At 61.5% G+C, this 18,286-nt stretch carries 18 protein-coding genes; 14 read left to right on the top strand and 4 right to left on the bottom strand.

Annotated elements, in window-relative coordinates; all coding sequences use genetic code 11:
- Positions 1–28: 28 nt before the first annotated feature.
- The 6 genes from lepA to recO all read left to right on the top strand — a co-directional run bounded on the left by lepA (position 29) and on the right by recO (position 5,723).
- Positions 29–1,819: a translation elongation factor 4 gene (gene lepA, locus ISP19_RS10165; RefSeq protein ID WP_204681447.1), complete on the top strand. Its 1,791-nt coding sequence runs from the start codon at positions 29–31 to the stop codon at positions 1,817–1,819.
- 22 nt (positions 1,820–1,841) lie between these two features.
- Positions 1,842–2,738 (top strand): signal peptidase I, encoded by an 897-nt coding sequence (gene lepB, locus ISP19_RS10160; RefSeq protein ID WP_204681445.1) that lies wholly within the window; start codon positions 1,842–1,844, stop codon positions 2,736–2,738.
- Positions 2,739–2,863: 125 nt separating this feature from the next.
- A complete protein-coding gene (locus ISP19_RS10155) occupies positions 2,864–3,250 on the top strand; it encodes a DUF4845 domain-containing protein (protein ID WP_204682181.1) in 387 nt (128 codons plus the stop codon).
- 7 nt (positions 3,251–3,257) lie between these two features.
- Entirely contained in the window at positions 3,258–3,914 is a 657-nt protein-coding gene (gene rnc, locus ISP19_RS10150; protein WP_204681443.1) for a ribonuclease III, read from the top strand.
- Between the two features lie 130 nt (positions 3,915–4,044).
- Entirely contained in the window at positions 4,045–4,983 is a 939-nt protein-coding gene (gene era, locus ISP19_RS10145) for a GTPase Era (RefSeq protein WP_204681441.1), read from the top strand.
- A gap of 29 nt (positions 4,984–5,012) precedes the next feature.
- Complete coding sequence (gene recO / locus ISP19_RS10140; RefSeq protein ID WP_204681433.1) at positions 5,013–5,723, top strand: DNA repair protein RecO; 711 nt, start codon at positions 5,013–5,015, stop codon at positions 5,721–5,723.
- Between the two features lie 14 nt (positions 5,724–5,737).
- On the opposite strand, the gene ISP19_RS10135 is transcribed toward recO, so the two are convergent.
- Positions 5,738–6,472 (bottom strand): response regulator, encoded by a 735-nt coding sequence (locus ISP19_RS10135; RefSeq protein ID WP_204681431.1) that lies wholly within the window; start codon positions 6,470–6,472, stop codon positions 5,738–5,740.
- A gap of 131 nt (positions 6,473–6,603) precedes the next feature.
- Here ISP19_RS10135 and ISP19_RS10130 point away from each other — a divergent pair, with 131 nt between their 5' ends.
- The 7 genes from ISP19_RS10130 to ISP19_RS10100 all read left to right on the top strand — a co-directional run bounded on the left by ISP19_RS10130 (position 6,604) and on the right by ISP19_RS10100 (position 13,445).
- Positions 6,604–8,541: a DUF748 domain-containing protein gene (locus ISP19_RS10130; RefSeq protein ID WP_284384550.1), complete on the top strand. Its 1,938-nt coding sequence runs from the start codon at positions 6,604–6,606 to the stop codon at positions 8,539–8,541.
- Between the two features lie 140 nt (positions 8,542–8,681).
- On the top strand, positions 8,682–9,995 hold the full coding sequence (gene rlmD / locus ISP19_RS10125) for a 23S rRNA (uracil(1939)-C(5))-methyltransferase RlmD (RefSeq protein ID WP_204681427.1): 1,314 nt from the start codon (positions 8,682–8,684) through the stop codon (positions 9,993–9,995).
- Between the two features lie 201 nt (positions 9,996–10,196).
- Positions 10,197–10,736: a CYTH domain-containing protein gene (locus ISP19_RS10120; RefSeq protein ID WP_204681411.1), complete on the top strand. Its 540-nt coding sequence runs from the start codon at positions 10,197–10,199 to the stop codon at positions 10,734–10,736.
- Complete coding sequence (gene nagZ, locus ISP19_RS10115) at positions 10,736–11,743, top strand: beta-N-acetylhexosaminidase (RefSeq protein ID WP_204681408.1); 1,008 nt, start codon at positions 10,736–10,738, stop codon at positions 11,741–11,743. The genes ISP19_RS10120 and nagZ overlap by 1 nt, the downstream gene beginning before the upstream one ends.
- Positions 11,740–12,303, top strand: coding sequence for a hypoxanthine-guanine phosphoribosyltransferase (locus ISP19_RS10110; protein ID WP_204681400.1), 564 nt, complete (start codon positions 11,740–11,742; stop codon positions 12,301–12,303). The genes nagZ and ISP19_RS10110 overlap by 4 nt, the downstream gene beginning before the upstream one ends.
- A gap of 24 nt (positions 12,304–12,327) precedes the next feature.
- On the top strand, positions 12,328–13,077 hold the full coding sequence (locus ISP19_RS10105; protein WP_204681398.1) for an S-methyl-5'-thioinosine phosphorylase: 750 nt from the start codon (positions 12,328–12,330) through the stop codon (positions 13,075–13,077).
- 161 nt (positions 13,078–13,238) lie between these two features.
- The gene (locus tag ISP19_RS10100) at positions 13,239–13,445 is read left to right on the top strand and encodes a cold-shock protein (RefSeq protein ID WP_115477178.1); all 207 of its coding nucleotides are present in this window, start codon (positions 13,239–13,241) and stop codon (positions 13,443–13,445) included.
- A 258-nt stretch (positions 13,446–13,703) separates the two neighbouring features.
- Here the strand turns inward: ISP19_RS10100 and ISP19_RS10095 are convergent, their stop codons facing one another.
- The 3 genes from ISP19_RS10095 to ISP19_RS10085 all read right to left on the bottom strand — a co-directional run bounded on the left by ISP19_RS10095 (position 13,704) and on the right by ISP19_RS10085 (position 17,381).
- Positions 13,704–15,476: an ABC transporter transmembrane domain-containing protein gene (locus tag ISP19_RS10095; protein WP_204681395.1), complete on the bottom strand. Its 1,773-nt coding sequence runs from the start codon at positions 15,474–15,476 to the stop codon at positions 13,704–13,706.
- A gap of 76 nt (positions 15,477–15,552) precedes the next feature.
- The gene (locus ISP19_RS10090) at positions 15,553–16,641 is read right to left on the bottom strand and encodes an acyltransferase family protein (protein ID WP_204682179.1); all 1,089 of its coding nucleotides are present in this window, start codon (positions 16,639–16,641) and stop codon (positions 15,553–15,555) included.
- Between the two features lie 143 nt (positions 16,642–16,784).
- A complete protein-coding gene (locus ISP19_RS10085; RefSeq protein ID WP_204681385.1) occupies positions 16,785–17,381 on the bottom strand; it encodes an IMPACT family protein in 597 nt (198 codons plus the stop codon).
- 80 nt (positions 17,382–17,461) lie between these two features.
- Between ISP19_RS10085 and ISP19_RS10080 the strand changes: the two genes are divergently transcribed.
- On the top strand, positions 17,462–18,220 hold the full coding sequence (locus tag ISP19_RS10080; protein ID WP_204681383.1) for a YdcF family protein: 759 nt from the start codon (positions 17,462–17,464) through the stop codon (positions 18,218–18,220).
- Positions 18,221–18,286: the final 66 nt, after the last annotated feature.

Genomic DNA, 18,286 nt, shown 5'->3' with positions numbered 1-18,286 from the left:
CAAGGCGGTGCAGCTGACAGCGTATTCCATGGAACTGATCCGCAATTTCTCCATCATCGCGCATATCGATCACGGCAAATCCACGCTTGCCGATCGCATCATCCAGATTTGCGGCGGATTGGCCGAGCGCGAGATGGAAGCCCAGGTGCTGGACAGCAACCCGATCGAGCGTGAACGTGGGATCACCATCAAGGCGCAGTCCGTGTCGTTGCCGTACAAGGCGCGGAACGGCAAGACCTATCAGCTCAACTTCATCGACACTCCCGGCCACGTCGACTTTTCGTATGAAGTAAGCCGCTCGCTCGCTGCGTGCGAAGGCGCGCTGCTGGTGGTTGACGCCGCCCAGGGCGTGGAAGCGCAGTCGGTGGCCAACTGCTACACGGCGGTGGAGCAGGGGCTGGAAGTGGTGCCGGTACTCAACAAGATCGACCTGCCTACGGCCGATCCGGAAAAGGTGAAGGGCGAAATCGAGGCGGTGATCGGTATCGACGCTACCGACGCCGTAGCGGTCAGCGCCAAGACCGGGCAGAACGTGATCGAAGTGCTCGAAGCGATCGTCGCACGGATTCCGCCGCCGAAGCCGCGCGACACCGACCGCCTGCAGGCATTGATCATCGATTCCTGGTTCGACAATTACCTTGGCGTGGTGTCGCTGGTGCGCATCATGCAAGGTGAAATCAAGCCGGGCGACAAGCTGCTGGTGATGTCGACCGGGCGTGCTCACGAGGTCAGCGAAGTCGGCGTGTTCACGCCCAAGCGCAAGAAGCTCGAGAAGCTGTCCGCTGGCGAAGTGGGCTGGATTACCGCCGCGATCAAGGACGTGCACGGCGCACCGGTGGGTGACACGCTGACCCAGGCAGGCAAACCTGCGCCGCACCCGCTGCCTGGTTTCCAGACCATGCAGCCGCGCGTGTTCGCCGGCCTGTTCCCTGTTTCCGCCGATGACTATCCTGCGCTGCGCGAAGCGCTGGACAAGCTGCGTCTCAACGATGCTGCCTTGTTCTTCGAGCCTGAAAGCTCCGAAGCGATGGGGTTCGGTTTCCGTTGCGGCTTCCTCGGCATGCTGCATATGGAAATCGTGCAGGAGCGTCTGGAGCGCGAATACGACCTGAACTTGATTACCACCGCGCCAACCGTGGTCTACGAGATCCTGAAGACCGATGGCACGGTGATGGAGCTGGATAACCCGGCACGCCTGCCACCGACGCCGCAGATCGAGGAAATCCGTGAGCCGGTGATCGTGGCGAACATCCTCACGCCACCGGACTACATCGGCAACATCATCACCCTGTGCGAAGAGAAGCGCGGCATCCAGCGTTCGATCCAGTATCTGGCCACCCAGGTGCAGATCAGCTACGAGTTGCCGCTGGCCGAAGTGGTGCTGGATTTCTTCGACAAGCTCAAGTCGGTGTCACGTGGCTATGCGTCGATGGACTATCACCTGGAGCGGTTCGATGCCGGTCCGTTCGTGCGTGTGGATGTACTGATCAATGGCGATCGCGTCGACGCGCTCAGCCTGATCGTGCACCGCAGCCACGCGGATCGCCGCGGACGCGACCTGGTCGAACGCATGAAGGACCTGATCCCGCGCCAGCAGTTCGACGTGGCGATCCAGGCCGCCATCGGCGCCCAGGTCATTGCGCGCTCAACCGTGAAAGCTCTGCGCAAGAACGTCCTTGCCAAATGCTATGGCGGCGACGTCAGCCGTAAGAAGAAGCTTCTTGAAAAGCAAAAAGAAGGCAAGAAGCGCATGAAGCAGGTCGGTCGGGTCGAGATTCCGCAGGAAGCCTTCCTCGCCGTGCTCAAAGTGGACAAATAGCAACGAGCTATGGAGTCATTGCATGGATTTTGATTTTTCGGCCATTTTGCTTGCCCTTACCGTCGTCTTCGGCGTGGTGTGGGGGCTTGATCGCTTGTTTTTCTACAAGCAGCGCAAGGCGCGTTTCGACGCAGCGGGCGAGGAATACCAGGATCCGGTAACGGTAGACTGGGCGCGTTCGCTGTTCCCGGTGATCTTTGTCGTGCTGCTGCTGCGCTCCTTCGTGGCCGAGCCGTTCCGCATCCCGTCGGGCTCGATGATGCCCACCCTGGATGTCGGTGACTTCATCCTGGTCAACAAGTTTGCCTATGGCCTGCGCCTGCCGGCGTTCAACAACAAGATCCTGAGCCTGGGCGAACCCAAGCGTGGCGATGTGGTGGTGTTCCGGTTTCCGGGCTATCTCTGCCAGGACGAAAATGGCAAAACTGTCCGCAGCGGCGACATGACTTGCGCCGACCCGCATGCGCCGGTGGCCAGCCAGAACTGGATCAAGCGCGTGGTGGGGCTGCCGGGCGACACGATCGAAATCCACGACAGCCAGGTTGTCATCAATGGCAAGCCGGTGATCGATACGCAGATTGGCCCGTTCCAGGGCAACCCCAACCGTGCCGAAGACAACTACCTGCTCTATAACAATGCCAGCGTGTGGAGCGAGCAGCTGGGCACGGTCAAGCACGTGATCGCCCGCATGCCTTCGCTGCAGACGCCGCCGATCCCGAATGCACGCGTGCCGTCCCTGGTGCCGCCCAATTGCTACATTGTGATGGGCGACGACCGCGAAAACAGCGAAGACAGCCGCTGGTGGGGCTGTATGCCGGAGCAAAACCTGGTCGGCAAGGCCTTCATGATCTGGTTCAGCTGGAAGGGGCTGCATACGGGGGCGGTCGATTTCCACCGCATTGGTACGATCATTCACTAAGGCGCCAGGTGACGGTTCAATAGGGAATCGTGATCATGTCGCTGGCGGTGCGCGTGCCGACCGGGCAAAGTATGTCCCTGAGGCTCGGGCAAGGCTCACCATATTGGCGGCACAGCGGGGGGACTATGAAATCGAAGCAGACAGGCATCACGCTGATTGGATTCCTGGTGGTTTTGGCGGTAGTTGTTTTTTTCGCTTACATGGCGATGAAGCTGGTGCCGGCTTATACCGAATACGCGGGCGTCGTAAAGGCGATGGAACAGGTTTCCAGCGAGGGCGTCGACGGCAAATCCCTCGACCAAATCCGTCGTGAACTGATGTTCAAGCTGGGCTTCCAGTACGTGGACGACGCAACCATTCATCCCAGCGATATCACGATCGGTCCGGGGGCTAGCGGCAACGAGCTGCATGTCAGCTACGACAAGGACGTTCCCTTCATGTACAACATCGACTTTCTGATTCATTTCGACAAGAGCGTGCCTGTGCAGGGCACGATCGTGGCGCCCAACTAAGAACACAGTGGAACTGGCTTATCACTTTCGCGATGCCTCGCTTGCTGCGCTCGCCTTAACTCACCGTAGCGCAGGCAAGCCCAATAACGAGCGCATGGAATTTCTCGGCGACGCCCTGCTCGGGGCGATCGTCGCCGAGATGCTCTACGAGACCCACCCCAAGGCGACCGAGGGCGAGATGTCGCGCTTGCGGTCGCAGCTGGTGAATGGCCAGGCGCTGGCGGGGTTGGCGCGTGAGCTGGAGCTCGGCGACCGACTCAAGCTGGGTTCCGGTGAGCTGAAAAGCGGCGGTTTCCGGCGCGATTCGATTCTCGCCGATGCTTTTGAAGCTCTGGTCGCCGCGGTGTACCTTGATGGCGGCTTCGATGCTTGTCGTGACACGGTGAGAACCCTGTTCGCCGATCGCGTGGCCGCCTTGCCGCGTTCGTCCAAGGATGCCAAAACCCGGCTGCAGGAATGGTTGCAGGCGCATGGATGGCCTTTGCCGCAGTACGAGCTGGTAGGAACCGAAGGCGAGGATCACGCGCGCATCTTTGATGTGAACTGTGTGGTGAACGAACCCATGGTGATTACCGCGGCAGGCCGCGGCAGCAGCCGCCGCCTTGCCGAGCAGGATGCTGCCGAGCTGGTACTGAATCGCTTGCTGGAGCCCCTGGACGGGTAGTGCCCCGTCGGTGCTGGCTGCCCAGGGCGGCCTTGAACCCGTTTCCCCGCGGGTAAGTGTTTTCTTGTCAGTGGCGTTCGCCGATGCGTGGCGCCATGCTTATACCCGTCTACAAAGAGTACTGCGTGCCATGAACGATGAACGCGATGACGACATCGCCGAGAACGAGCTGCCCCACCCGGATTTCCGGTGCGGCTTCGTAGCACTGGCCGGCCGTCCGAACGTCGGCAAGTCGACCTTGCTCAATGCGTTGATCGGCTTCCGGCTGTCGATTGTCAGCCCCCGGCCGCAGACCACGCGGCATCGGATACTCGGCATCGCCACCAGCGAGGCCGGACAGATTCTCTATGTCGATACCCCCGGCCTGCATCGCGGCGCCAAGCGCGCCATGAACCGCAGTCTCAACCGCGCCGTGCGCTCGGCCATCAGCGAAGTCGAGTTGGCCGCGCAAGTGATCGAGGCGGGCCGCTGGACCGATGAGGACCAGGCGCTCTATGAAGCCCTGGACGAACAGAAGATTCCGCGCCTGCTGGTGATCAACAAGGTCGACCTCAGCAAGGACAAGGCCGCCTTGCTACCGTTCGTCGCCGAGTTGTCCGAGAAGCACAGCTTTGAAGCCGTGCATTACGTCAGCGCGCTCAAGCGCAAGGGCCTGGATGCGCTGACGCGGGACATCCTGACACGCTTGCCGGTGCGCGCGCCGGTCTTCGGCGAAGACGAAATCACCGATCGCAGCGAGCGCTTCCTCGCCGCCGAAATGGTGCGCGAACAGTTGATGCTGCGCCTCGATGAGGAATTGCCTTACGCCACCACGGTCGAGATCGAGCAATTCAAGGACCGTCCGGATGGCTTGGCAGAGATCCATGCCGTGATCTGGGTCGAACGCGAGGGTCAGAAAGCCATCGTGATCGGCCAGGGCGGCGCGCAGCTCAAAGCGATTGGCACCGCAGCGCGCCGTCACATGGAGCGCATGTTCGATCGCAAGGTGTTCCTGCGGCTGTGGGTCAAGGTGCGTGAAGGCTGGGTGGACGACGAGGCGATGCTCAAGCAGTTCGGTTATACCGACTGATCGTTAGGCGAGGCGGAGAGAAACGCTTGATGCTCATCGAGCAACAACCCGCCTTTGTACTGCATACCCGTCCGTACCGGGAAACCTCGCTGCTGCTCGAATGCCTGAGCCGCGATCACGGTCGCATCGGCGTCGTTGCGCGCGGCGTACGCAGTCAGCGTGGGCGCGTGCAGCGATCGCAGCTCGAACCGTTTCAGCCCCTGTTGCTGGATCTTCATCTGCGCGGCGAGCTGGCGACACTGCGTACGGCGGAGCCGGCCGGGCCGCCCCCGCGCTTGCAGGGCGATGCAGGCCTGGCCGGTCTGTATATCAACGAATTGGTGGTACGCCTCACTGAGCGGCAGGACCCCCATCCAACGCTCTATACCGCCTATGCGCAGACCCTGGTCCGAATGACGCAGGAGCCATCGCTGGCATGGCAACTGCGTCGTTTCGAACGTGATTTGCTGTCTGCGCTCGGCTACGCCCTGCAGCTCGAAGACGATGCCGACAGTGGCGAGCCGCTGCAGGGCGATGCTCTGTATATCTACCGCCCCGAACACGGCCCGGTGCGTTGCCGTGCAACCGAGCCGCACGCGATACGCGGCAGCGATCTTCGCTTGTTGCTGGAAGACCGCATGCCCGACCCTCAAGGTTTGCATGCCTTGCGCGGCATGATGCGTGAACTGATCCGTTTTCATCTTGGCGGAGTCGAGTTACGCGCATGGCGTGTGTTGCGTGGTGCGCTTTCCCACCGCTGACCGCCGGCCGGCGCTTACGCCTTTGCCAAGGCGGCCATTGTTTGCCGCAGCGACTGACGAAACTCCTCCAAAGGCAGCATGACTCCTTGATGGCAGAGTTTCAGATGCGTCTGCAAACAGGCGATGTGTCCGCTCAGCGAAGACGCACCGCAAAAACCGCAGGATGAGCGCAGCTTGTGCAGGCGGGCCTCCAGCACGGTGGCGTCCTGGCTCAACGCGTCCAGTTCCTGATCGATCGTCACCAGCTCCTGGTAGAACAGGCCACGCAGCGCCTGTACGACAGCGGGCGTACCGCTGGTGCTCAGTGCCACCCCATCATCCAGCAGCGGCAGACGATGCCGATCGGCCACGGCCAGCGTCAGGATCTCCCTCAGATCTTTCAACGTGCACGGCTTCACCAATACTCCATGGAAGCCGGCGGCAAGCAGGCTGCGTTGCGCCTGGGCATCAAGTTCCGCGCTGCTCGCCACGGCAGGGCTGCAAGCTGAACGCGCATCCGGCTCATGGCGCAGGCGGGTCAACAGGCCCACGGCATCGGTATCGGGCATGCGGCAATCGAATATCAGCAGGTCGAACGCCTCGGCACGGGCTTGCTCCAGCGCGGACCCGCCATCCGCCGCCAAGGCGACACTGGCCCCCAGCTGATGCAGGGCGTCGCCCAGAAAGCAAAGGCTGGTGGCATCGTCGTCGGCTACCAGCACATGGGGCGGATGAGTAGGGGGCAAGTGCGCCTCTGTCGGGCCCACCATGGCTTTGTGTCCGTATCGTTCAGCTTAGTTTGGCAGAATGCGCTGACATGATGTGTCCATCACACCGCCTCCTGCTATGCCTGTTCATCTGTTGCGGCCTCCTTGGGTCCGCGCCGGCGTGGGCGGATACCGTGCTCGCGGCCAAACGGATCGATCTACCCGGCGTAAGCCTCCAGGATGTACAGACGCAGCTCACCCCCGGTGCCATCCCGAATACGATGCAAGTTGTTCTGCGTGCCGGCAAAGCCGACATCCCTGCGGTTGGTTGGCGACATGTTGCGCTCACGCTGACCGGCAACCTGCAGCGTGATGTCCAGATGCGCTGGATGTTCGATGGTGCGGCGCAGCTCACTGGTGCGCCAGGTGGGGCATTGGCTAATGCCAAGATCAATTTGGTGATCGATGCCTCGGCCAATACCTTGGCGATCAACGCCGATCAGGGCGCGACTCATATCGGTACGGCATTTCCCCTGGATCAACCCAGCCACGCGCAGATCAACCTGCGGAACCTTCCAGCCAGCTGGCTGCAAGGCTTGCTGGCGACGGTGTGGCCGGGCCACATCACGGGGGGCAAGCTGGATGCGGATCTTGCGCTGGATGTGCGTGATCAAGGTTATCAATCGTCGGGTGATCTCAATATCACGGATCTCAAGTACGTCACGCCCACCGGTAATCCGTCAGGTGACGGCCTTACGGGTCATGCGCGATTCGCAGTCGATGCCACCACTCACCCAGCGCAGCTGATACTCAACGGTGGAGTGCACGGCGGCCAATTGCAGTTCGGTCCCGTGCTGGCGCGTTTGCCCGAACATGACGTGGTGTTTGATCTTGGTGCGAATATGGAAAAAGGTGGGGTAGCCATCAGCCATCTGCACCTGGACGATGAAGATGCCTTGCTACTGGATGGCTCAATCGCCATCGATGCCAAAGGCAATGTGCAGAAGCTCAAACTGGATCATTTCCAGGCGCGTTTTCCGGCCGCTTATGATCGTTACGGCCAGCCTTGGCTTGACAGCGCAGCGGCTCCCAACCTGCACATCGCCGGGCAAGTTAACGGGCATGTCGATTACGCAGCCGATACCTGGCGCAGCTTCGCCTTCCATAGCGATGGGCTCGATCTTGCTGACGGCAACGGGCAGTTGCAGGCCAACGGTGTGCGCGGCGATCTCGATTGGGCGGCGCAGGGCGACAAGTCCACGACGACCTTGGCCTGGAATCAGCTGGTCATGCGCCAGTTCGCGATCGGTGCGGCGCAGTCGCGTTGGCGTAGTCGTGGCGGCAGCTTGAACCTGCAATCGCCGCTCGATATTTCCATTTTGAAAGGGCAGGTTCATTTCACTGCATTGGAATGGCGCCCTGCCGCACCGAAAGCCGAGCGCTTCAATCTTGCCGCTGACCTGTCTGGCCTAGACATGGCTACGCTCAACCAGAGCGTGGGCTGGATGCCGTTTGCTGGCACGCTTGGCGGCAACATTGCTTCCATGCAGTGGGTCGACGGGCGCTACGCCTTGCAAGGTCAACTGACCATCAAGGCCTTCGACGGCACGGCCGTCATCCGGCATTTGTCTATGCAGCAGCCTTTCAGTAACAGTCCAATGGTGGCTGGCGACGTCAGCCTGCATCAATTGGACCTGGCTCCGCTGGCCGATGCCTTCAATTTCGGCAGCATGACCGGAAGGCTGGATGGCTCGATCGATGGCTTGCAGCTGGCCGGTGGCAGCCCGGTTGCATTTACGGCTGCGCTATTGGCTCAGAACGGTGGACGCATCAGTTTGCGCGCTGCCAACAATCTGTCGGTCGTTACCGGCGGCACCCCCGCAAGCGGGCTGCAGGGCGCGGTGATGAAGTTGTTCAAAACGCTTAGCTACAAGCGCATGGGCATCAACAGCAGCCTGCAAAATGGCATTTGTACCTTCAGCGGTCTGGATGGCGGCAATAACGGCTACACCATCGTGGAAGGCTCGGGCTTGCCCTATCTTCACGTGGTGGGGGAACAAAACCGGATCGAATGGCCGGTATTCCTGCGCCGTCTGAAGGCGGCGTCCCAGGGGGCGGTGGCCGAGCGCTAAGTGCTGTCAGGAAAGCAGGTCCGGAGGCAGCCGGCCCTGGCTGGTATCATGGACAGCTAGCGAGGCTTCTTTAGCCTGATACTTTCTTTCATCTTGCCCGGGTCGGCGGATCTGGGCGCTACGCTTTACAAAGAGTGCCAATGAGCGAGTTAGAAGCTCCCATCACCGATTTGAGTCACGACGGCCGGGGTGTGGCCCGGATCGACGGCAAGACCGTTTTTGTCAGTGGCGCATTGCTTGGCGAGCAGGTGCGCTTGAAGATCCGCAAGCGCCACCGCAATTTCGACGAGGCCGAAACGATCGAGGTGCTTACCCGGTCGCCTCATCGCGTGGAGCCGCGTTGTCGTCACTTCGGCCAGTGCGGCGGATGCTCATTGCAGCATCTGGATGCTTTCGCGCAGATTGAAGCCAAGCAGCGCGTACTGGTCGACAATTTCACACGCATCGGCAAGGTCGAACCGGAAAACTGGCTGCCGCCGCTTACCGATGAGCCCTGGGGCTATCGGCGCAAGGGGCGCCTGTCGGTACGCGCCGTCGCAAAAAAAGGGCGTGTGCTGGTGGGTTTTCGCGAAGAAAGCAATCCGCGCTTCGTGGCGGATATTACGCATTGCGATGTCGTGCATCCCGCCATCGGCCCGAAGATCGGCCTGCTGGGCGAGCTGGTCGGCAGCATGGATTCCGCGGCCGATATCGCGCAGATCGAATTCGCCGCGGGTGACGACACGGTTGCGCTGGTGTTTCGCCACCTCAAACCTTTGAGTGACAGCGATCGCGCCAAGCTGGTGGCGTTCGCGCAAGCGCATGGTTTTGCCATCTATCTGCAGCCCGGTGGCATTAGCAGCGTGCATGCGCTGTGGCCGGAAAACCCGCGGCTTGCGTTCCGCATTCCGGGCGGCGAAGGGGTTGAGGACGTCGAGCTGGAGTTCCAGCCGCTTGATTTCGTGCAGGTCAATGCCGGCATGAACCGGCGCATGCTGGCGCGCACGCTGGAGTTGCTGGACCCGCAACCGCAAGATCGCGTACTCGATCTATTCTGCGGCCTGGGCAACTTCACCTTGCCGTTGGCGCGGCGTGTCGCCGAAGTCACCGGCGTTGAAGGTGAACATGGCCTGGTCGCGCGCGCAGCCGATAATGCCACTCGCAATGGCATTGCCAACGCGAGCTTCAACGTAGCCAACCTGTTCGAAGATCAGCGCGGTACCGATTGGGCGCGCAAACCCTGGGATAAGCTACTGCTCGATCCGCCGCGCGCGGGCGCCGACAAGGTGCTGGAATATCTGCCGCACAAAGAGACCGGGCGCATCGTCTATGTGTCGTGCCATCCAGCCTCGCTGGCGCGCGACGCCGGCATCCTGGTCAATCAGCATGGTTTCCGGCTGGTTTCGGCAGGTGTGATGGACATGTTCCCGCACACCGCGCATGTCGAATCCATTGCACTGTTCGAGCGCAGGTAAAATCCAGGGATGCTCTTATCCATTATTCGTAGGCGGCATGATGTCCAGAAAGCTCTCAGGGTATGTTGGGTGGCGCAGGGCAGACTGGCCGTCTGTTCAATCCGCGCGGCACGTCCTGCGAGCCTTCTGGACATCGCCTGGTCATTTGAAATTGAAGCGTAGGGCTGGTGACGCCTACGAATAATGGATAAGAGCATCCCTATGGGTATTGAAATCGAACGCAAATTCCTGCTCGCCAGTGACGCCTGGCGCGCAGCTGTCACGCACAGCAAGCACATTGCGCAGGGTTATCTGGTCAACGTGCGCGCACTGCGCGATGGCGCGGCCCGCGCATCGGTGCGGGTGCGTATCAGTGGCGAGCAGGCTTGGCTCAACATCAAGTCGGTAGAGCTCGGCATTGCCCGCAGCGAATACGAACTCCCTTTGCCGTTGGCCGATGCGCAATCCATGCTGGAAACCTTGTGCGATGGCACGCTGGAGAAAACGCGCCATCACGTTGACATTGACGGCTGGCTGTTCGAGATCGATGAGTTTCTCGGCGATAACCGGGGCCTGATCGTCGCGGAAATCGAACTGCCCGCCACCGATGCAGATTTTCCGCGTCCAGCCTGGTTGGGGCGCGAAGTCAGCGATCTGGCGCGCTATTACAACGTCAATCTGATCGAGCATCCGTTCGCCAAATGGACGGATGCCGAGCGCGATGCGACTGATGCGCAGCTCGCCCAGGGAGATCATGCCTGATGCTGTTGATTGGTATCGCCGGCACCGAGCTGCAGCCGCACGAACGCGCCTGGCTGACCGCGCCAGGTGTTGCGGGTGTCATTTTCTTCTCGCGCAATTTTGCCAGCCGCGATCAGTTGCTCGCGCTGGTTGAATCGATTCGCGCCGTCGCCGGGGAAGATTTTCTGTTGGCGGTCGACCAGGAAGGGGGGCCTGTACAGCGGTTCCGCGACGGCTTTACGCGGCTGCCTGCCTTGGCCAGGATCGGCGAGATGTACGACCGTGATCCCGGCGAAGCGGCGCGCCTGGCCGAAGAACACGCCTGGGTAATGGCCAGCGAGCTACGCGCCAGTGGTATCGATTTCAGCTTTGCGCCGGTGGCCGATCTGGCACGCGGAAACGCCGCTATCGGTGCGCGTGCCTTCCACGCCGATCCGGGCGTGACGGCCGAGCTGATCCACGCCTATGTGCGCGGCATGCACCTGGGCGGCATGGCGGCCGTGCTCAAGCATTTCCCGGGACATGGCTCGGTGGCTGTGGATACGCACAAGGCCCAGGCGATCGATCCGCGTTCGCTGGATGACATCCGCCAGAACGACCTACGCCCCTTCGCCGAGGCATTCTCCGCGCATGCCGAAGCAGTGATGATGGCTCACGTGGTCTATCCCGCGGTCGACGAGCAGCCGGCGGGCTTCTCGCATCGCTGGATCCACGGCATCCTGCGCGAAGAGCTGGGTTTCCAGGGCGCGGTCATCAGTGATGACATCAGCATGGCCGCGGCTGGTGTGGCCGGTGGGGTCAGGGCGCGTGTCCAGGCGCATCTGGCGGCCGGCTGCGATCTGGTACTGGCCTGCTTCCCGGAGGTGGTGGAGGAGGCGATTGCCGCCATACCCTCGTCGCCATCGTCAGCCAGCCTGCAACGCATTGCCAGCCTGCGCGGCGCCATTGGCGCGACCTGGGCTGGTCTGCTCGACAACCCGCAACGCGACCGTTTCGTCGCCCGTGTTACTGCATTGGATCTGCCATGAGTCCATCTCTCTCCAACCAGGCTGCTCCCGTTCTGGCCGATGCGCTGCTGCAGGCCGACGTACTGTTCGAGCGGGAAGAACTGGATACCGTCATTGCCGATATGGGGCGCGCCATCGATACCGCGCTCGACGGCGAACGCGCCGTGTTTCTCACCGTCATGAACGGCGCGCTGATGTTTGGCGGCCAGCTTGCCTTATCGATCCGCACTGACCTGGAATTCGATTACGTGCACGCCACCCGTTACCGCGGTGCCACTTCAGGTAGCGATCTGCATTGGCTGCGCGAACCGGCGGTATCGCTGCAAGACCGCACAGTGCTGCTGGTCGACGACATTCTCGACGAAGGCCACACGCTGAAGGCAGTGCGTAATGATTGCCTGCGCCGCGGTGCAAAGCGTGTGCTGGTGGCGACACTCTGCTGCAAGCGGCACGACCGTTGTGCGGAGGGCATACGCAGCGATTTCAACGGCGTGGAGGTTCCCGACCGCTATGTCTTCGGCTACGGCATGGACTACTACGAGCAGGGCCGTAATCTGCCGGCCATTTACGCGCTTCGCTAAATCCATACACCGGAATAGTTCTTTATGACTCACTCCATCGATCTGGCCGTCATCGGCGGCAGCGGCCTCTACAACTTTCCGGGCCTGGAAAACACCTCGCGGCAAAGCGTGGACACTCCATATGGCCCGGCTTCCGGTGATGTGGTGATCGGCGATTTCGCCGGTCGCCGCATCGCCTTCCTGGCGCGGCATGGTGAAAGCCATACGCTGCCGCCGCATCGCGTGAACTACCGCGCCAACCTGTGGGCCTTGCACCACCTCGGCGCGCGCCGGGTGATCGGTGTGAATGCAGTGGGCGGCATTCGCGATGACATGGGGCCGCGCGTGATCGTGGTGCCGGATCAGGTTATCGACTACACCCATGGCCGCTACACCAGCTTTTGCGACGTGGAAGGTGCGGAGGTCAGGCACATCGACTTCAGCGAACCCTACACCGCCGCGTTGCGTGCGGCCTTGCTGGCTGCAGCGCACAAGGCCGGTATTGCCGTCATCGATGGCGGTTGCTATGGCGCCACCCAGGGGCCGCGTCTGGAAACCCGCGCCGAGATTGCCCGTATGAAACGCGATGGCTGCGATCTGGTGGGTATGACCGGCATGCCCGAAGCCGCCCTGGCACGCGAGCTGGAACTGGAATACGCCTGTCTGGCGCTGGTCGCCAATTTTGCTGCCGGCTGCGGCGACGAGGCTGAAATCAGCATCGAGGAAATCTTTGCCCACCTGGCGGCCGCCACTGCTGCGGTGCCGCCGATCCTCGCCGAACTGCTTAAAAGCTAAGCAATCTTCGGGGTATTGGTCATACCAAACGCAGGCACATATTGCGCTTTACCTGAAAACATGCAGATACTTTCCCTGTGCCAGGGGCGGCGGACCTAGGGGTAGAGGTGGTTCTCGCAAAGACTTGGTGCATCCAGTCCTTAGATTCAGAGGTTCACGCAATGCGTTTCGGTACGGTCAAGTGGTTCAACGACGCCAAGGGTTTCGGCTTTATCGCACCCGAGGACGGTGGGGAGGACGTGTTTGTCCACTTCTCGGCTATCAATGCCAAGGGCTTCCGCAGTCTGCAGGAAGGCCAGCGCGTGAAGTTCGAAGTTACCCAGGGCCCGAAGGGCGCCCAGGCTTCCGGGGTCGAACTCGCGGTCTGATCAACACCCGTCGTATGCAGTTCTGAAAAAGCCCTGCTCATGCAGGGCTTTTTCTTATTGATGACGCGCTTTTCGCATTTGCCTCCTCTGCCCTTCGGGGTACGCGGGGAGAGCACATGGATGTGCTCGGCTCTGAGGAGCGAGGAGAGAGCCTGCCCCCGGACTTGATCCGGGGATTGAGTGAGGGGCCAACCTCGCGATGAGTTACAGCAACGCGGCTGCAAATCAGCATTGGCAGGAGTTGGGCCCCCGACAGCCTCAAGCCACAAACTGCAGCCGCGCCAATTCCGCATACAAGCCGTCTTCAGCCAGCAGGCTTTCATGCGTGCCCTGCGCCACGATGCGCCCGCCATCCATCACCACGATGCGGTCCGCCCGCTGCACGGTGGCCAGCCGGTGTGCAATGACCAGTGTGGTACGACCTTTTTCCAATCGCTCCAGCGCCTGCTGGACCGCTGCTTCCGATTGCGCATCCAGGGCGGAGGTGGCTTCGTCCAGCAGCAGTAGCGGTGCGTTGCGCAGGATCGCACGGGCAATAGCGATGCGCTGACGCTGGCCGCCGGAAAGGCGCACCCCGCGCTCGCCCAGTTCCGCGTCGTAGCCATTCTGCAGCAGTTGGATAAAGTCATGCGCCTCGGCGGCACGTGCGGCGGCGTGTACTTCCTCGTCGCTGGCGTCCTGCCTGCCGAAACGGATGTTGTCAGCCGCCGTGCCGCCAAAGATCACCGTTTCCTGAGGGACCAGGGCGATCGCCCCGCGCAGCTCCGACACGGTCATGGCGCGCAGGTCGATGCCGTCGAAACTGATCCGGCCACGTTGCGGATCGTAGAAGCGCAGCAGCAGCGCAAACACCGTGCTCTTGCCGGCGCCGGATGGTCCAACCAGCGCGACCGTTTCACCCGGACGGATGTCCAGATTGAACTGATGCAGGGCAGGGGCATCCGGGCGCGACGGATAGTGGAACTCGACATCCTCGAAACGCAGCCCACCGCGCACGGGTAATGGCAGGGACTGTGAGTGCGGCGGATCGGTAATCGTTGCCTGCTCGCCAAACAGTTCGCCGATACGTTCCATGGCGCCGGCCGCCCGCAACACGTCACCCCATACGTCGGAGAGCCCCATCATCGAGCCGCCGGAAAGCATCGCGTACAACACGAACTGCGCCAGCACACCGTTATCAAGCGTACCGGCCAGCACATCGCGCGCACCGATCCACAGCACCAGCGTGATGGCGCCAAAAAACAGCACGATGACCACCGCCGTAAGGAAGGTACGCATGCCGATACGTTGGCGCGCCGTCGCCAGCGCGCGCGCAATCGCATCGCCATAGCGATGGCTTTCGATCCCTTCGCGTGCATAGGCCTTCACCGCGGGCGCGGCATTCAAAGTCTCATTGGCAATCGCCGCGGTATCGGCCAGGCGATCCTGGCTGGCGCGCGAAAGCTTCTGTACGCGTCGTCCGAAAATCAGGATCGGCAGCACCACGGCCGGAATCACCAGCGTGGTCAGTCCGGCCAGACGCGGGCTGGTCCAGATCATCGCAGCGGTGGCGCCAATCAACATCACTGCGCTGCGCAGTGCCACCGAAATGCCTGAGCCGACCAGCGCCTGTACCACTTCGGTATCGGTGCCGAGACGGGAAATCAGTTCGCCGACGCGATTGCGTTCGAAAAAGCTGACGTCCAGCCGGATGACATGGGCATAAAGCTTTGCACGCAGCGCCGCCAGGGTGCGTTCGCCCAGCAGAGAGATGCAGTAAAAGCGCAGGGCCGTAGCGAAAGCCATCACCAGGGCCACGATAAACAGTTGCAGGAAGCTGCTATTGATCGCGGCGGCGTTGGAATTGCGGAAGCCGTGGTCGATCATGTGCCGCACGGCTGTCGGCAGGATCAGCGTGGCGCCTGAAGACATCCCCAGGAATACGAGCCAGCCCAGCGCCAGTCGCCAATGCGGCTTGATGAAGGGCCACAACAGGTTCAGGGAGCCGATGCGACGGCGGGGTTTTGGATCGTTCGCTGGGGGTGTGCTCATGAGGCCTCGTCGCAAACAGGACCAAATTCACATGGGGCCCCCACCCGGCGATTCAATTACGGTGGGACGGCCAAGATTACCCGGTCGAGGCACAAGGCCTGTCGTCCTCCCGCACGCCGACGCTCGTGCGCCGAGCCCGCAGGCGTAGAAACGGCCGTTCAATGCCGTAGTGAAGCACCATACCGACAGCGAGAATCGCCGCAGCGTAGAGTGCAAAGGCCGGCCAGCCATGGATCGCCGGCCGCGAGGCCAGCCAGACGGTCACCCCACGCAGCGCAAGCTTGTGGCTCAGATACAGGCTGTATGACATCGCTGCCACCCAAGCCGCTCCAGGCACCGGCCAGCGCCCGAAGCTCTGCCGGCCGGCCCCTGCGGCGACCAGCAAGGCGATGCCTAGGGACAGCAGCGGAAACCCGTAGACGTTGGCGATAAAAGCCATGCGATCACGGAATAGCCAGATGGCGAAGCCCGCGATGACCAGGCCCGCTACCGTCACAAGGCGTGCGTGTGATTGCAGCAGGTGCCAGGCCTTCGGGCGATAGGTCTGGATGGCTGCGAGGACAACGCCGGCGAGCAAGCCATCGAGCCGGGTATAGGTCGGGTAGTAGATGCTTTCCAGATAATCCCATTGATGGAGTGATGCGTAAGCGCGTATCAGCATGCCGCCCACGACAATGGCCACACACACAGCGGCCGTTACCCGCAGCGAAGGCCGGCGTGTCAGCCACCATGCCAGCAGCGGGAACAGCAGGTAGAACTGCTCTTCCACGCACAAGGACCAGGCGTGAGAAAAGGCCTGATTGCGCTGGTAGTCGATCAGCAGGTTCAACGTGAAGCTCAAGAACTGCCAGGCGGGCTGCATGCCTGGCGCCTCCCGCCACGCGGGAAACCACTCGTACACCAACAGCACTGCTAGAAACGCAGGCAGGATGCGATACGCGCGGCGCCGATAGAACTCGCCCAAAGAAAATGGCTGGCCAAGGCTGAGCGGTTTCAGCAGCTGATAGCCGATCAGGTAGCCGCTCAGAACGAAGAACAGATCCACGCCCATCCATCCATAGTCTGCGATGGGCTGAAGCGGTCCACCCAATCCACCCACCATCCAGGAATGGAACAGCATCACCCAGACGATGGCGATGGCGCGTAGCAGGTCGAGGCCAGGCATGCGGTTCAAGGATCCATCCCCCAGTCAGGCGAGCGCGAGCCCCCGCTCAGGTCCATCGCCTGTCGAAGTTGCAAGCATAGACAGGGCAGTCGACGTCCATAAGCCCGAATGCGGGCTTTTTTATGGCGGCCAAATGGTTCGCGCTATTCCAGCGAATAGGCTTCGCTACGTCCGCGGCTGATATCCACAATGCGCAGGCGGGCTTTGGCCAGTTGGACTTGCGGCAGACGCAGGTGCAAGGTCACGCCGTTGGCATCGAAGCTTTCCTGTTCGATGTCGGCGCCCAGTTCTTTCAGGCGTGCCTTCATGCGCGCAAGGTCGGCAAAATCGCAATGCACGCCCAGTCGCGCCATGGCGATGATGGGTACACGCTCGGCAAGCCGAAGACATTCGGCTGCCGTACCGCCATAAGCACGGGCCAGTCCACCCGCACCGAGCTTGATGCCGCCGTACCAACGCGTCACCACCACCGCCACGCGATCCATGCCTTGCCCCTCGATGGCCTGCAGGATAGGGCGGCCAGCGGTGCCGCCGGGTTCGCCGTCATCGTTGAAGCGATAATCCTGGCCGATCCGGTAGGCCCAGCAATTATGGGTGGCGCTTGCGTCACTGACGGCCTGCACAAAAGCCAGGGCCTGTTGTGGCGTTTCGACCGGGGCAGCCTGGGCGAGAAAACGGCTTTTGCGGATGTCCTCGCCATGACATGCCATGGCGACCAGGGTATGTAACATCGGAATCATGCGGTGCAGGGTTTGCAGAGCGTAGCGCGATATCGCATCGTCTGCGCCGGGCCGAGAACATTTCACAGGAAAGAACAAGCATGTTGATCTTGCTGGTGGTGCTTTGCTTGCTGGGTTTTATCTTTGGCCGCCTTCGCTGGCGGCGTTGCACCTGGACGTTCTACGGCCTTGCCCTGGTGCTTTTTTTTGCTGCAGGTTGCGGACCGCTGCCTGCCTTGTTGCTGAAATGGTTACAGGCGCCCTACGCCACGCGGCCGACCATTACCTGGGCGCAGCGTAATGCGATCGTCTTGCTGGGATCGGGTACTACCCGTGTGGTCGGCACCCATCAGGTGGAACCGAACATCTTTGCCAACGGCCGCATTATCGAGGCGTATGCACTCTACCGGTCCTGCCGGCAGGGCGGTAACGACTGCAAGCTGGTCATCAGTGGCGGCGATGCGTTTCGCAATGGCGTCGCGGAGGCGGTGGCTTATGGTGAGGTGTTGAAGACGATGGGTGTGGCCGGTTCCGATCTGCTGCTGGAATCGCGCAGCATGAATACCTGGCAGAACGCCCAATTCGTGCAGCCGATACTCAAGGAGTATGCGCCGGAACAAACGCTGCTGGTGTCTTCCGCGCCCCATTTGAACCGCGCAAGCCTGTTCTTTGCGCGCTTCGGCATGGATGTGATACCGGTGCGTGGCGATTACGCCGACGTGCGCATGACCTATTGGCCGAATGGCTGGAATATGACGCTGACCGATTTTGCCGTGCACGAGTACATCGGCGTGTTGGCCTATCACTTCTACAACATGATGGGTTGGAATGCGCCGCCTAGCCGTTATGGCGCCCCGTGAATGGGCTATAGCCGATATACGCACCGTCATTCCTGTGAAAGCCGGAATGACGGTGCGTTTGAGATG

The sequence above is a fragment of the Dyella flava genome (assembly GCF_016904955.1).
Lineage (GTDB): Bacteria > Pseudomonadota > Gammaproteobacteria > Xanthomonadales > Rhodanobacteraceae > Dyella_B > Dyella_B flava.
The sequence above is the reverse complement of the archived record's forward strand: the minus strand, read 5'-3'. Positions and strand labels throughout refer to the sequence as shown.

Coding starts and splice junctions, on each gene's coding strand:
- ISP19_RS10085 (WP_204681385.1), bottom strand. CDS start 17,381: ATGATTCCGATGTTACATACCCTGGTCGCCATGGCATGTCATGGCGAG.
- ISP19_RS10100 (WP_115477178.1), top strand. CDS start 13,239: ATGCGTTTCGGTACGGTCAAGTGGTTCAACGACGCCAAGGGTTTCGGC.
- nagZ (WP_204681408.1), top strand. CDS start 10,736: ATGCTGTTGATTGGTATCGCCGGCACCGAGCTGCAGCCGCACGAACGC.
- ISP19_RS10120 (WP_204681411.1), top strand. CDS start 10,197: ATGGGTATTGAAATCGAACGCAAATTCCTGCTCGCCAGTGACGCCTGG.
- ISP19_RS10095 (WP_204681395.1), bottom strand. CDS start 15,476: ATGAGCACACCCCCAGCGAACGATCCAAAACCCCGCCGTCGCATCGGC.
- ISP19_RS10090 (WP_204682179.1), bottom strand. CDS start 16,641: ATGCCTGGCCTCGACCTGCTACGCGCCATCGCCATCGTCTGGGTGATG.
- ISP19_RS10155 (WP_204682181.1), top strand. CDS start 2,864: ATGAAATCGAAGCAGACAGGCATCACGCTGATTGGATTCCTGGTGGTT.
- ISP19_RS10135 (WP_204681431.1), bottom strand. CDS start 6,472: ATGGTGGGCCCGACAGAGGCGCACTTGCCCCCTACTCATCCGCCCCAT.
- era (WP_204681441.1), top strand. CDS start 4,045: ATGAACGATGAACGCGATGACGACATCGCCGAGAACGAGCTGCCCCAC.
- ISP19_RS10080 (WP_204681383.1), top strand. CDS start 17,462: ATGTTGATCTTGCTGGTGGTGCTTTGCTTGCTGGGTTTTATCTTTGGC.
- lepB (WP_204681445.1), top strand. CDS start 1,842: ATGGATTTTGATTTTTCGGCCATTTTGCTTGCCCTTACCGTCGTCTTC.
- ISP19_RS10105 (WP_204681398.1), top strand. CDS start 12,328: ATGACTCACTCCATCGATCTGGCCGTCATCGGCGGCAGCGGCCTCTAC.
- rlmD (WP_204681427.1), top strand. CDS start 8,682: ATGAGCGAGTTAGAAGCTCCCATCACCGATTTGAGTCACGACGGCCGG.
- lepA (WP_204681447.1), top strand. CDS start 29: ATGGAACTGATCCGCAATTTCTCCATCATCGCGCATATCGATCACGGC.
- recO (WP_204681433.1), top strand. CDS start 5,013: ATGCTCATCGAGCAACAACCCGCCTTTGTACTGCATACCCGTCCGTAC.
- ISP19_RS10110 (WP_204681400.1), top strand. CDS start 11,740: ATGAGTCCATCTCTCTCCAACCAGGCTGCTCCCGTTCTGGCCGATGCG.